Origin of the sequence: Sphingobium sp. DEHP117, from assembly GCF_030867385.1 — a bacterium.
Classification (GTDB): domain Bacteria; phylum Pseudomonadota; class Alphaproteobacteria; order Sphingomonadales; family Sphingomonadaceae; genus Sphingobium.
The window spans coordinates 641,679-653,919 of sequence record NZ_JAPFBJ010000001.1 but is presented as its reverse complement, the minus strand read 5'-3'; the positions used below and the strand labels follow the sequence as shown (position 1 = coordinate 653,919).

The window sequence follows — 12,241 nt, the reverse complement described above, 5'->3', positions numbered from 1 at the left end:
ATCAGCCCGCGCTTCTCTTGCGGCGGGCGGGCGGTGCGGCGGCAGCGCGCGTCTTTTTCGTCCGGTATCGGGGGGACGCGGCTCGCGTTTTCGATTGAGCAGACGCCTTGCCCTCAACCGACGCCTTGAGCGCGGCCATCAGGTCGATCACGCTGGCTCCGGATTTCGCGCCCGGCTCGTCGACCTCCTCGATCACGCGCTTGCCCTTCGCCTTCACCTTCTTGTCGATCAGCCGATGCAGCGCATCGACATAGCGGTCATGAAATTCCGATGCGTCGAAGGGTGCACTCTTGCGCTCGATCAGGCTGGAGGCCAGGTCGAGCAGTTCGGGGTCGGCCTTGGACTTGCCGATGGAGCGGAAATAGCTGGTGGCTGCGTTCACCTCGTCGGCATAGCGCAGCACTTCCAGGATCAGGCCATTGCCGCAAGGCTTGAGGCTCACCAGTTGCTCGCGCCCACGCACGGAAAGCTGGCCGATGCCAACCTTGCGCGCCTGGCGCAGTGCCTCGCGCAGCACGACATAGGCCTCCTCCGCCAGCTCGTCCGCCGGAACGACATAATAGGGCTTCTCGTAATAGAGTACGTCGATCGCATCGGCTTCGACAAACTGGACAAGCTCGAGCGTGCGCTTGCTCTCCAGCTTCACCGCCTCGATCTCGTCTTCTTCGAGCAGAACGTAATTTCCCTTGGAGACCTCATAGCCTTTAAGGATCTCGTCCCGGTCCACCGGGCCGACGCCCTGAACGACTTTCTCATACTGAATGGGCTTGCCGGACGGCTCGTGTATCTGGCGAAAGCTGATGGCGGCGCCGCTCTTGACCGCCGGATAGATTTCCACCGGAATCGATACCAGCGCCAGCCTGATCTGCCCCTGCCAATATGCGCGTGCTGCCACCTTGATCTCCTTCACACGTAGAACGGGACAGGAGATGGACGGTTCCAGCCTTTGCCTTCAGGACGTTCCGGAGCGATAGTCGTTGGAACGGCGCCCCTCGCAGGGTGTTGAAGCCTGCACACGCCTCAGGAGGAACGGACGATGAAACTGCCTGTCTTTGCGGGAATAGGGCTCTTGGCCGCATCCTGCGCCTCGGCACAGGACAACGCCGCGCAAGCGCCCGCGCCGTCGGCCATGCCGTTCGCGGTCAAATCGGTTGCCACGTTCAAATACCCCTGGCGCATCGCCTTCCTTCCCGATGGCCGGATGCTCGTCACGGAAAAGCCCGGCCGTTTGTTTCTGGTTACGCAGGCCGGAGACAAACGCGAGCTGGCGGGCGTGCCTAAGGTGGTTTATGAGGGTCAGCAGGGGCTGCTCGACGTGGTGCTCTCCCCAACTTTCGCCACCGACAAGTCGATCTATCTCACTTATGCCGAGCCGGGCGAGGGAGGGTCCGGACTGGCGCTTGCCCGTGCGCGGCTTGAGGAAGACGGCCTGAAGGATCTGCGCGTTCTCTGGCGTCAGGTGCCGTTCGGCAAGGGCGGGCAGCTGGGCGGCATCGTCACCTTCGACCCGACCGGCGCATATTTGTTTCTCGCGGTTGGCGAGCGCCAGCGCTTCACGCCCGCGCAGGACCCCAATCAGGCCACGGGCAAAATCCTGCGCCTGACGCTCGACGGCAAGCCCGCACCCGGCAATCCGATGACAGGCAAAACTGGTGCGTCCACCGTCACCGTGACCGACCCTCCCCGTAACACGGAAATCGCCAAGACCACAAAGGGGCGCACGGCTACGCTTCCCGGCCCCAACCTGACCCCTTCCGAAACCTGGACTACGGGCCATCGCAATCCGCTCGGGATGGCCTTTGACGCCAATGGCACGCTCTGGGAAATCGAGATGGGCCCGCGCGGCGGTGATGAGCTGAACCGTATCGAGCCCGGCGCCAACTATGGCTGGCCGCTTGTATCCAACGGCATCAACTATGATGGCGTACCCATTCCCAAGCATGAGACACGCCCTGATTTTGCAAAGCCTGCCATCTCGTGGACGCCGGTGATTTCGCCTGGCGGGCTGGCCTTTTATGAAGCAAGCCTGTTCTCTGGCTGGAAGGGGTCTGCCTTCGCCGCCGGCCTTTCCAGCAAGGCGCTGATCCGCATCAGCTTCGATGGCAAGGGCGGCGCCTTCGAGGCAGAGCGCTGGGAGATGGGCGCCAGGATCAGGGACGTGGAGGTCGCACCGGACGGAGCGATCTGGGTGATAGAGGACAAGGCAAGCGGTCGCCTTCTGCGGCTGGCGCCGAAATAGGACTGACGCGCTTCGGTCTCAGGCCAGCGCCCAGCGCACTGTCCGCGCCACCGTCGCCGTGCCAGCCGTCAGCAGTGGCGCGGCGAGGCCAGCATCGGGAAGCCCGTGCATCCTCCGCGCCCAGCCGGGCAACAGGTCGATCGCCGCGCGAGTGATCATCTCGAACGGCAGGATAGCCGCAGCGTGTTGCGGCGGCGTCAGCACGAGGCGGGCGATCTCCGCTGTCCGCGCGTCCGCGCGCAGCTGCGGACGCATCCCGTTGATATAATCCCGCGTATCCCGGTGGGACAGCGGCACCTCGTCTGCACCCAGCTTCCCGGCAACAACAGCGACCTCGCGGAAATAACGGTCCTGCTCCGGGCGAGACGTAAACGGCGCGGCATAGCGGACCCATGCGTCAAGGAAGCACGAGGCCTCCGTTGCATGAACCCAGCGCAACAGCTCGGGATCCTGAGCATGATAGGCCTGCCCGTCCGCAGTGCTTCCTTCGATCGCGCTGTGGACGCGGCAAACCCTGGCGATCATCGCTTCGGCCTCGGCGCGGCTGCCATAGGTCGTTACCGCGATGAACCGGGCCGTGCGCCGCAACCGTCCGTGCAGATCGGCCCTGAAACTGGAGTGATCCCACACACCTGCGAGCACCCGGGGGTGAAGCATCTGCATCAACAGCGCCGCGACACCGCCCACCAGCATCGTGGTCACATCGCCATGGACGCGCCACGCCATCGACGCCGGGCCGAACAGCCCGTCGCTCCGCCGCGCGACACGTCGCGTCTCTCCTTTCCCCTCGTCAAAAATGGCGCGGACTTGCCTGGCGATGAGCTGCTTCAACACAATCGATATCCAGCCACGGGAAATCTCCAGCATCTGAGGGGTACGGGTCAGAAACGGCGGCCCGGAGCAGCGGTTCCGGGGATGCGCGAACCGGCATCGACACGGCCAGTGTGGAAACCCCGCATTGAGCATGCTACATAAAGCCTATGCGGTTATACACCATTGGCTATGAAGGAGCGGCGCAGGCCGACGTAATCGCGGCCCTTGGCAATGCTGGCGTGGAGCTACTTGCCGATGTTCGCGCGGTGCCGCTCTCCCGCCGCCCCGGGTTCTCCAAGAACATTCTGGCGGCAGGGCTGCGTGAGGCAGGGATCGACTATGTCGGCCTCAAGGCTCTGGGCACCCCGCCGGCTGGACGGGAGGCGGCGCGCAAGAGCGACCACGCCTTGCTCCGCACCATCTACGCCGGGCAACTCGAACTACCCGAAGCATTGGCGCAAATGGCGCAGCTTAAGGCATTGGCCGAGGAGAAACCGACGGCGCTGCTTTGTTTTGAGCGGGATCCGGCGGCGTGCCACCGCTCGCTGCTGGTGGAGGCAGCCTTCCCTGACGCAGATGTGGTGGATTTGTTCGCCTAGGCGGAGCGAACAAACGCGCCGATCCTTTTGCGCACTGGCGCGTTTATCATGACAATCCCGCCCCAACGGACAGGCTTGCCAACCGCTGGCAATTCGTCAGACTGACACTCATCTCCCGCCTCTCCGGGACAAGGACACGCGAACATGACGGCGCATATCCATGCCATCGGCACAGCCATTCCGGATCATGATATCCATGTCGCGTTCATCGGCTGGGCGGAGAGGCGCATCGCGGCAGGAGCAGACCGGAAGCTGTTCGATCGCATGGCGGCACGATCAGGGATCAGGCATCGCTGGTCGGTCCTGCCCGCCACGGCGGACGGCGGTTCCCCAGTCGATCAGGGCGGCTTTTACGGTGATGGCCAGCCCGGCACCGCCGCGCGCATGGAGACTTATGCCAGGGAGGCGCCGAACCTTGCGCTCAAAGCCATTGCCTCGCTTTCGGAAAAAACGTCGCTGGCAGGCGTGACCCATCTGGTGGTGGCGAGCTGCACCGGCTTCGTCGCCCCGGGGATAGACCAGATCATCGCGCGCGAACTGGGTCTTGCGGGATCGGTAGAGCGCACGCTGGTGGGGTTCATGGGGTGCTACGCCGCCGTGGCCGCGCTGCGCACCGCGCATCATATCGCCCGCTCAGACACCGAAGCCCGCATTCTCGTGGTGACGGTCGAGCTTTCGACCCTGCATCTGCAAGATGCTGACACGGTAGAGCCGTTGCTGGCAATGCTGCAATTCGGGGATGGCGCGGCCGCAGCGCTGATAAGTTCCCAGTCCGAAGGCATGGCGATCGAGGGCTTCTTCGCCCAGACCGTTGCCGACACCCATGAGCTGATCCGCTGGACGATTGGCGATCATGGCTTTGCGATGCATCTCTCCGGCGCGGTGCCCGGCCGCATCGCGCAAGCACTAACCGATGAAAGCTTCCGCGCCGCCATTCTTCAAGGCCGGGATCCGATCGACATCGAGGCATGGGCAGTCCACGCTGGCGGGCGGTCAATCCTCGATGCGGTGGAGAAGGGCCTGCGCCTCCCGCAGGGGGCGCTGGCCGAGGCACGCGCGGTGCTCGAGGAAAATGGCAACATGTCTTCGGCCACGCTCATGTTCGTACTCGAAAAGCTGATGACCGGGCGCAAGGAGAATGGCGTCGCCATGGCTTTCGGCCCCGGCCTCGCCGCCGAAGGCTTTTCATTCCGCCGGGCCGCCTGATGCCATCGCTCGCCGCTCCCGTCCTTCAGGAGGAACTGATGGACGATCCGGGGCTGGACCCCGCGACATATGCTGCGGTGCTGAAGGATCTCGCGCGCGTGAACCGCTGGACGTTCGCCGCGCGGCCGACGCTGTCTTTCCTCGCGCGCGCTATGCGGGGGCGCACCAAGCTGCGGCTGCTCGATGTCGGCTTCGGCCAGGGCGACATGCTGCGCGCCGTGGCGCGCTGGGCGCGAAAACGCGGCATTGAGGCGCATCTCGTGGGGGTTGACCTTAACCCCATGAGCGAAGCCATCGCCCGCGCAGCCACTGACCCTGCACTCGGCATAGACTATCGCACCGGCGACTATGCGGATCTTCTGGGCGATGGCTATGACGTCATCATCAGCAGCCTCGTGGCGCATCATATGAGCGAGCCACAGCTAGCGGCATTTCTGCGCGCGATGGAGCAACACAGCCGCGTCGGCTGGCTGGTGAACGATCTGCACCGGCACCGGCTGGCCTACGCGCTGTTTCCCGTGCTGACGACGATGCTGCGCGCACATCCGATAGTCCGTCATGATGGGCTGGTCTCGATTGCCCGCTCATTTCGACCGGCCGAATGGCGAGCCAAGCTGGATACTGCCGGTCTGAGCTGCTCTCCGGTGCGGATCGTGCGCACCTTCCCGTTTCGGCTGTGCGTCGAACGTCTCCGCTGATCCTCGGTGGTGGACCCGCCGGATGCGCCGCCGCGACGCTGCTGGCGCGCGCGGGCGCCAAACCCCTGGTGCTGGAGCGTACCCGCGCGCCGCAGGACATTGTCTGCGGTGGCTTCCTCAGCGCCGATACCGTCGGCCTGCTGGAGCATGTGGGCTTGTCCGCGTCCGCGCTGGGGGCGCACCCGATCACGCGACTGCGCGTCATTGCAGGCGAGCGGGTTCAGGAAATGGCGCTGCCGTTCATGGCCTTCGGCCTGTCGCGCCGCACGCTCGACGCCGCCCTGCTGGCGCAGGCTGGCGATGCTGGCGCGGGGATCGAGCGCGGCGTAACGCTGAAAATGCTCGACCGCACACAGCGCCGTGTTCACCTCAATGATGGCTCGACGCTTTCCGGCGACACGATCATGCTCGGCACCGGCAAGCATGATCTGCGCGGCGCGCTCCGCCCACCCGACGCGCGCGGCAGCGATCCGGCGGTTGGGCTTCGCGCGCGGCTCGCACCCTCCACCCATCTTTCATATATTCTCAATAATGTAATTGAACTGCATGTTTTTCCACGAGGATATGCCGGGCTTTTGTTGCTCGAAGACGGCGCGGCCAACCTGTGCCTTTCGGTATCACGTTCGCATCTCGCCGCAGCACGCTCTCCCGCCGCACTGGTTGCTGCACTTGCCCGAACCAACCCGCTCCTCGGCGATCGTCTGGCTCAGGCCCATGCAACCGGACCATGGGCGAGCATCGCCAACATCCCTTATGGCTGGCGCGCGGAGCCGGACCGACCCGGCATCTTCCGGCTTGGGGATCAAGGCGCGGTGATCGCCAGCCTTGCGGGAGACGGCATCGGCATCGCGCTGGCCAGCGGCTGCATGGCGGCGTCTGCGTGGCAAAGAGGCGGCGCGGAAGCGAGCGCGCGCTTCCAGTCCAGTTTAAGCGCGCGAACGCGCTTGCCGCTTCAGGTCGCGGGCGGGCTGAAATGGCTTGCGGAGCGCCCGTACGCGCACGGACCGCTATTGGGCCTGATGGCGCACATGCCGGCGCTGGCGCGCCTCGCCATCACCGCCACCCGCGTCGTAACCAATCCGCGCCCTTAACCCAGCGTCTTGATGATCGACGAGAAATCCGTGCCACCCTGCCCCGCGTCGGCATGGGCCTGATAGAGCGCCTCTGCCCGCTCGCCCATGGGAACTTGTGCGCCCACAGCATGAGCAGCCTCGACCGCAAGCTTCAGGTCCTTCAGCATCAGCGCGGTGGCGAACCCACCCTGATAGCCGTTGTCGGCGGGGCTGGTCGGGCCGACGCCCGGCAGCGGGCAATAGCTTGTCATCGACCAGCACTGGCCCGAGGACACGCTCGAAATATCATAGAAGGTCTGCGGATCGAGGCCGAGCTTTTGCGCCATGGCGAATGTTTCGCACGTGGCGATCATGCTCGCGCCCAGCAACATGTTGTTGCAGATCTTGGCGGCCTGCCCGTTGCCGACGGCCCCGGCGTGGATGACCGCCTTGCCCATCGCCGCGAGGATCGGCTGCGCCCGCGCGAAGTCGGCGCCCGACCCGCCGACCATGAAGGTGAGCGTACCGCCGTTTGCCGCCGCGATCCCGCCGGAAACCGGGGCATCGACCATCGCATAGCCCTTGGCCTCGGCCTCAGCCGCCACCTTGCGCGCAGTGGCGACATCGATGGTGGAGCAATCGATCAGCAATGCCGAGACGGGCGCGTGGCCGATAACGTCACCGGCGTACACCGCATCCACGATCTTGCCATTGGGGAGCATCGATACGACCGCGTCGACTCCCTCTACCGCCTCCTTGACACTGGTGAAGGTGGCGCAGCCGTTCTCGCGCGCACGCTCCAGCGCCGCCTCGGCAAGATCGAACGCACGAACCTCGTGTCCTGCTTTCACGAGATTGGCGGCCATGCCGCCGCCCATATTGCCAAGGCCGATAAAGGCTATTTTCACAGCGGACTCCATTCTTCTTCTGCAGGCAGCGGCGCGAAGATCGCGTCGATCAACGCGTCCGTCACGCCCTCGGGGGTAGCGGGGTTCCAGCGGGGCGCATTGTCCTTGTCGATCAGCAGCGCGCGCACGCCCTCGGCGAAATCAGCCGTCATCACGATCCTGCTGGCCACGGCATATTCCTGGCGCATCTCGTCAGCGAAGCTCGGCATGGCGGCGCCCTCCCGCAGCAGGCGGAGCGAGACCTTGCCGGTCTGCGGTGATTTGGACAGCACGGTCTGATGCTGCTCGCGCGCCCAGTCTGACGGATCTGCCGCAAGATCCGCCAGAATGGCTTCCAGCGTATCGGCCGCGAACAGCCGATCGATCTCGGCCTGGCTCTCAACGAGGCGCGACAGAGGCGGTGCCTCTTCCGCTGCATCGAGAATGGCCTTCGCATTCGCCGGATCGGCCATGATCCGCGCCTTCACATCGTCCAGCTTTCCGCTCTCGATATAATGCGTGGCAAGGCCTATGGCCCGGCAATCCGCCCCGTCAATGCGCGCGGCGGTGAGGGCGAGATATTTGCCGATCTGCCCAGGCAGACGGGAAAGATACCAGCCACCGCCGACATCGGGGAACAGGCCGATCGTCCCTTCCGGCATGGCAAAGCGGGTGTTCTCGGTGGCGACGCGAAATGTGCAGGGCTGGGAAATGCCGACGCCGCCACCCATCACGATCCCGTCCATGAAGGCTATGCTCGGCTTGGCATAAGTGAACAGCGCGTGATTCATGCGGTATTCGGAATGGAAGAAAGCCCGTGCCTCCACGCCGTCGCTGGTCCCGCTCCGGTGCAGGGCGAGGACATCTCCGCCAGCGCAAAAGCCCCTGCCCTCGGCATGGTCGATTATCAGCGCCTGTACGCCCGGGTCGGCGCGCCAGCCCGACAACGCAGCGTTGATCGCATCACACATGCCCAATGTCAGCGAATGGATCGCCTTAGGCCGGTTGAGGCGGATGCGCCCCGCCCCGCCTTCTTTGAAAGTCAGCACTTCATCGGTCATTGCCGCACCATCTCCCTGCCGACGATCAGCTTCATGACCTCGTTGGTCCCTTCAAGGATGCGGTGGACGCGCAAATCCCGCCAGATCCGCTCGATCGGATAGTCCATCAGATAGCCATAGCCGCCATGCAGCTGCAGCGCGCGGTCAACCACACTGCTGCCTGTGTCCGTCGCGAAACGCTTGGCCATCGCGGCGAAGCGGGTCTTGTCGGCCGCGCCCTCCGTCACCTTGACGGCGGCCAGATATAACAGCGCGCGGGCGGCCTCCAGCTCCGTCGCCATGTCCGCCAGCGTGAACTGCGTGTTCTGGAAATCCGCGATCGTCTGGCCGAACTGCTTGCGGTCTTTCGTGTAGCGCACAGCCTCGTCAAGGCATCGCTGCGCCCCGCCCAGCGAGCAGGCACCGATGTTGAGCCGCCCGCCATCCAGGCCCGCCATCGCGATGGAAAAGCCCTGCCCTTCCACACCGACCAGATTGCCTATCGGCACGCGCACACCGTCGAAATTGACCTGCGCCGTGGGCTGTGAATGCCAGCCCAGCTTGCGCTCTTGCGCGCCGAAACTGACGCCCGGCATGTCCTTTTCGATCACGAGGCAACTGATGCCTTTGGGCCCGTCTTCGCCTGTGCGCACCATCGTGACGTAGAGGTCGTTTTCACCGCCGCCGGAGATAAACTGCTTGGAGCCGGTGACGACATAATAGTCACCTTCGCGCACCGCCTTGGTCTTGAGGCTGGCCGCGTCAGAGCCTGCGCCCGCCTCCGTGAGGCAATAGCTTGCCAGCAGATCGGCGGAGACCAGCGCGGGCAGATATTTTTCCTTCACAGCCGCACCACCGAAGCGGTCGATCATCCACGCGGCCATGTTGTGGATAGAAATGAACGCAGAGGTGGAGGGGCAGCCATAGGCCATCGCCTCCATGATCAGCGCGCTTTCCAGCCGCCCCAGCCCAATGCCGCCGCCTTCCTCGCTCACATAAATGCCGGCGAAGCCCAGCTCTGCCGCCGCCTTCACCACATCGCGCGGGAAATGGTGCTTTTCGTCCCACTCCCCTGCAAAGGGGGTGATGGCGTCGGCGGTGAAGCGCTGCGCCATATCCTGGATGGCGCGCTGGTCGTCGGTGAGGTCAAACTGGCTCATAGGGTCAGCCTATCACCCCATGGTCGGGATGACGAAGGCATTTCCGCCGTCGAGCGATCCATCCGGCCAGCGCGCCGTCACGGTCTTGACCTTGGTCCAGAACTTCACGCCTTCCATGCCGTGCTGGTTTGTGTCTCCGAACGCCGAGCGCTTCCACCCGCCGAACGTGTGATAGGCGACTGGCACCGGGATCGGCACGTTGACGCCGACCATGCCGACGTTGACCCGCGCGGCGAATTCGCGTGCGGCGTGGCCGTTGCGGGTGAAGATCGCGACACCATTGCCATATTGGTGCTTGGTGGGCAGCGAGAGCGCGGTCTCGAAATCGGCTGCGCGCACCATCTGAAGCACCGGGCCGAAGATCTCCTCCTTGTAGCTCTGCATGTCGGTGGTGACATGATCGAACAGCGTCGGGCCGACGAAGAAACCGTTCTCATGCCCTTGAAGCGTGAAGCCGCGGCCATCGACGACCAGCTCCGCACCCTCGTCGATGCAGGTCTGGATCCAGCCTTCCACCTTCGCCTTGTGCGCGGCGGTAACGACCGGGCCGTAATGCGCATCAGGATCGGTCGAGACGCCGACTTTCAGCTTTTCGATCGCCGGGATCAGCTTGGCCTTCAGCGCTTCTGCCGTGGCATCGCCCACCGGCACAACCACGGGCAGCGCCATGCAGCGCTCACCAGCGGAGCCGAAGGCCGCACCGGTCAGGTCATTCACAACCTGATCGAGATCGGCATCGGGCATGACGATGCCATGATTCTTCGCGCCGCCCATCGCCTGCACCCGCTTGCCGTTCGCGACACCGCGGTTGTAGACATAATGCGCGATGTCTGACGAGCCGACGAAGCTCACCGCGCCGATGGCCGGATGGTCGAGGATGGCATCGACCATCTCCTTGTCGCCATGGACGACCTGACAGATACCCTCGGGCAGCCCGGCTTCGATGAACAGCTCCGCCAGACGCACGGGTACGGAGGGATCGCGCTCGGACGGCTTGATGATGAACGCATTACCGACCGCGATCGCAACGCCGGACATCCACAACGGGATCATCGCCGGGAAGTTGAACGGTGTAATGCCCGCACCGATGCCGATCGGCTGGCGCATCGAATAGACGTCGATCCCCGGCCCCGCGCCCTGCGTATATTCACCCTTGAGCACATGGGGAATGCCGCAGCAGAACTCGATCACTTCCAGTCCGCGCTGGATATCACCCTTGCTGTCCGCGATGACCTTGCCATGCTCGGAGCTGAGCATATGCGCCAGCTCGTCCATATTGGCCTCGACCAGCCGCTTGAACTCGAACATCACGCGGGCGCGGCGCTGGGGGTTGGTGGCGGCCCAGCCGGGCTGCGCGGCCTGCGCCGCCGCAACCGCGCGATCGAGCACCGCCGCATCGCCGAGCGCGACGCGGCCCTGCACCGCGCCGCTATTGGGGTCAAAGATATCGCCGAAGCGGCTGGCCTCGCCGGCCGGTCCGCCGACGATGAAATGATCTGTTTGCCTCACGGGAGCACCTCTCGAAAAATGATGCGGCATCATATGGGGCTTTCCGTGTAACTCAACGGATAGACTCGCAGCTTCGAACTGCATAAATGCAGTACCATGAACTGGAACGAGTTGCGAATTTTCCTGAACGTCGCCCGCCATGGCAATCTGATTGCCGCCGGGCGCGCGCTCAAGATGGACCCCACGACGGTGAGCCGCCGGGTCAGCGCGCTGGAGCGGGTGCTGCAACAGGCGTTGTTTGAGCGGACCCACGAGGGTTTCGTGCTGACGAACCACGGGCGCTCGCTGTTTTCGCACGCTCAGGAGATGGAAGCGGTTGCCAGCCGCATCGAACTGGCAAGCGCGAGCCGAAAGACCCTGTCCGGGCAGCTGCGCGTCAGCGTTTCCGAGGGCTTCGGCGCCCGTTTCATCGCACCGCGCCTGGCCGAGTTTTCGAGCGCGCATCCCCAGCTGGACATTGATCTTGTGGCATCGAGCGGGTTTCTCAATCCCTCCAAGCGCGAAGCCGACCTTGCGATTCTGCTAACGCGACCACGGCGCGGGCTGCTGAAGGTGCGCAAGCTCATCGACTATGGGCTGGGACTATACGCCCCCAGCCAGCGCGACGATTGGACACTCGCTCTGGGCCAGCGCAGCCTGCGTGAATGCGGCATCCCGTTCGTGGGCTATGTGCCGGACTTCATCTACGCGCCCGAGCTGCGCTATCTCGACGAGATCGAAAGCGGCCTGGAAGCCTCGGTGCGCTCGACGAGCATCGTGGCGCAGCAAGAGCTGATCGCCGGCGGCGCGGGCATTGGCGTTCTGCCTCACTTCATGGCGGGCCGGGACGATCGGCTGACGCCGATCCGGCCGGACATATCGATCCGCCGCGCCTTCTGGCTTGCCGTGCATCGCGATGTGGCGGGGCAACCGCGCGTTCAGGCCTTCATTGAGTGGCTGGACGGGATCGTCGCGCAAGCGCCGAAAGCATCGGCCAGCGATGCGGAAGGGATCGGGTCATCGCTTGCCCGCTCGCTTTAGCCTGCGCGCGCTGATAAA

The 12,241-nt window shown here is 64.5% G+C and carries 12 protein-coding genes; 6 read left to right on the top strand and 6 right to left on the bottom strand.

The genetic code is table 11. The features are described from left to right. Position 1 precedes the first annotated feature (1 nt). On the bottom strand, positions 2–895 hold the full coding sequence (locus OOT33_RS03260) for a Ku protein (RefSeq protein ID WP_307748574.1): 894 nt from the start codon (positions 893–895) through the stop codon (positions 2–4). Positions 896–1,036: 141 nt separating this feature from the next. On the opposite strand from OOT33_RS03260, the gene OOT33_RS03255 reads away from it, so the two are divergent. Further along, positions 1,037–2,239 (top strand): PQQ-dependent sugar dehydrogenase, encoded by a 1,203-nt coding sequence (locus tag OOT33_RS03255; RefSeq protein WP_307748573.1) that lies wholly within the window; start codon positions 1,037–1,039, stop codon positions 2,237–2,239. Positions 2,240–2,257: 18 nt separating this feature from the next. Here OOT33_RS03255 and OOT33_RS03250 read toward each other — a convergent pair whose 3' ends face one another. Then, a complete protein-coding gene (locus tag OOT33_RS03250; protein ID WP_307748572.1) occupies positions 2,258–3,073 on the bottom strand; it encodes an oxygenase MpaB family protein in 816 nt (271 codons plus the stop codon). A gap of 146 nt (positions 3,074–3,219) precedes the next feature. Here OOT33_RS03250 and OOT33_RS03245 point away from each other — a divergent pair, with 146 nt between their 5' ends. The 4 genes from OOT33_RS03245 (at position 3,220) to OOT33_RS03230 (ending at position 6,646) form a co-directional block, all read left to right on the top strand. Then, positions 3,220–3,651 carry a DUF488 family protein gene (locus tag OOT33_RS03245; RefSeq protein WP_307748570.1) on the top strand — a complete coding sequence of 144 codons (432 nt, stop codon included), beginning with the start codon at positions 3,220–3,222 and terminating at the stop codon, positions 3,649–3,651. A gap of 144 nt (positions 3,652–3,795) precedes the next feature. Next, positions 3,796–4,857 carry a type III polyketide synthase gene (locus OOT33_RS03240; RefSeq protein ID WP_307748569.1) on the top strand — a complete coding sequence of 354 codons (1,062 nt, stop codon included), beginning with the start codon at positions 3,796–3,798 and terminating at the stop codon, positions 4,855–4,857. Then, complete coding sequence (locus tag OOT33_RS03235; protein WP_307748568.1) at positions 4,857–5,555, top strand: methyltransferase domain-containing protein; 699 nt, start codon at positions 4,857–4,859, stop codon at positions 5,553–5,555. The genes OOT33_RS03240 and OOT33_RS03235 overlap by 1 nt, the downstream gene beginning before the upstream one ends. Then, entirely contained in the window at positions 5,459–6,646 is a 1,188-nt protein-coding gene (locus OOT33_RS03230; RefSeq protein WP_307748567.1) for an FAD-dependent monooxygenase, read from the top strand. Before OOT33_RS03235 ends, OOT33_RS03230 begins: the two co-directional genes overlap by 97 nt. On the opposite strand, the gene mmsB is transcribed toward OOT33_RS03230, so the two are convergent. Genes mmsB through OOT33_RS03210 form a run of 4 tightly spaced genes read right to left on the bottom strand, consistent with a single transcriptional unit; the run spans position 6,643 to position 11,203 of the window. After that, on the bottom strand, positions 6,643–7,527 hold the full coding sequence (gene mmsB / locus OOT33_RS03225) for a 3-hydroxyisobutyrate dehydrogenase (protein WP_373690487.1): 885 nt from the start codon (positions 7,525–7,527) through the stop codon (positions 6,643–6,645). The two genes, OOT33_RS03230 and mmsB, sit on opposite strands and share 4 nt — an antisense overlap. Continuing rightward, positions 7,512–8,555, bottom strand: coding sequence for a 3-hydroxyisobutyryl-CoA hydrolase (locus OOT33_RS03220; protein ID WP_307748565.1), 1,044 nt, complete (start codon positions 8,553–8,555; stop codon positions 7,512–7,514). Before OOT33_RS03220 ends, mmsB begins: the two co-directional genes overlap by 16 nt. Continuing rightward, positions 8,552–9,694, bottom strand: coding sequence for an acyl-CoA dehydrogenase family protein (locus OOT33_RS03215; protein ID WP_307748564.1), 1,143 nt, complete (start codon positions 9,692–9,694; stop codon positions 8,552–8,554). Before OOT33_RS03215 ends, OOT33_RS03220 begins: the two co-directional genes overlap by 4 nt. A gap of 12 nt (positions 9,695–9,706) precedes the next feature. Continuing rightward, on the bottom strand, positions 9,707–11,203 hold the full coding sequence (locus OOT33_RS03210; protein WP_307748563.1) for a CoA-acylating methylmalonate-semialdehyde dehydrogenase: 1,497 nt from the start codon (positions 11,201–11,203) through the stop codon (positions 9,707–9,709). Between the two features lie 96 nt (positions 11,204–11,299). On the opposite strand from OOT33_RS03210, the gene OOT33_RS03205 reads away from it, so the two are divergent. Beyond that, entirely contained in the window at positions 11,300–12,223 is a 924-nt protein-coding gene (locus OOT33_RS03205) for a LysR substrate-binding domain-containing protein (RefSeq protein WP_307748562.1), read from the top strand. Positions 12,224–12,241: the final 18 nt, after the last annotated feature.

Coding starts and splice junctions, on each gene's coding strand:
- OOT33_RS03245 (WP_307748570.1), top strand. CDS start 3,220: ATGCGGTTATACACCATTGGCTATGAAGGAGCGGCGCAGGCCGACGTA.
- OOT33_RS03215 (WP_307748564.1), bottom strand. CDS start 9,694: ATGAGCCAGTTTGACCTCACCGACGACCAGCGCGCCATCCAGGATATG.
- OOT33_RS03235 (WP_307748568.1), top strand. CDS start 4,857: ATGCCATCGCTCGCCGCTCCCGTCCTTCAGGAGGAACTGATGGACGAT.
- OOT33_RS03205 (WP_307748562.1), top strand. CDS start 11,300: ATGAACTGGAACGAGTTGCGAATTTTCCTGAACGTCGCCCGCCATGGC.
- mmsB (WP_373690487.1), bottom strand. CDS start 7,527: ATGGAGTCCGCTGTGAAAATAGCCTTTATCGGCCTTGGCAATATGGGC.
- OOT33_RS03255 (WP_307748573.1), top strand. CDS start 1,037: ATGAAACTGCCTGTCTTTGCGGGAATAGGGCTCTTGGCCGCATCCTGC.
- OOT33_RS03220 (WP_307748565.1), bottom strand. CDS start 8,555: ATGACCGATGAAGTGCTGACTTTCAAAGAAGGCGGGGCGGGGCGCATC.
- OOT33_RS03230 (WP_307748567.1), top strand. CDS start 5,459: ATGGCGAGCCAAGCTGGATACTGCCGGTCTGAGCTGCTCTCCGGTGCG.
- OOT33_RS03240 (WP_307748569.1), top strand. CDS start 3,796: ATGACGGCGCATATCCATGCCATCGGCACAGCCATTCCGGATCATGAT.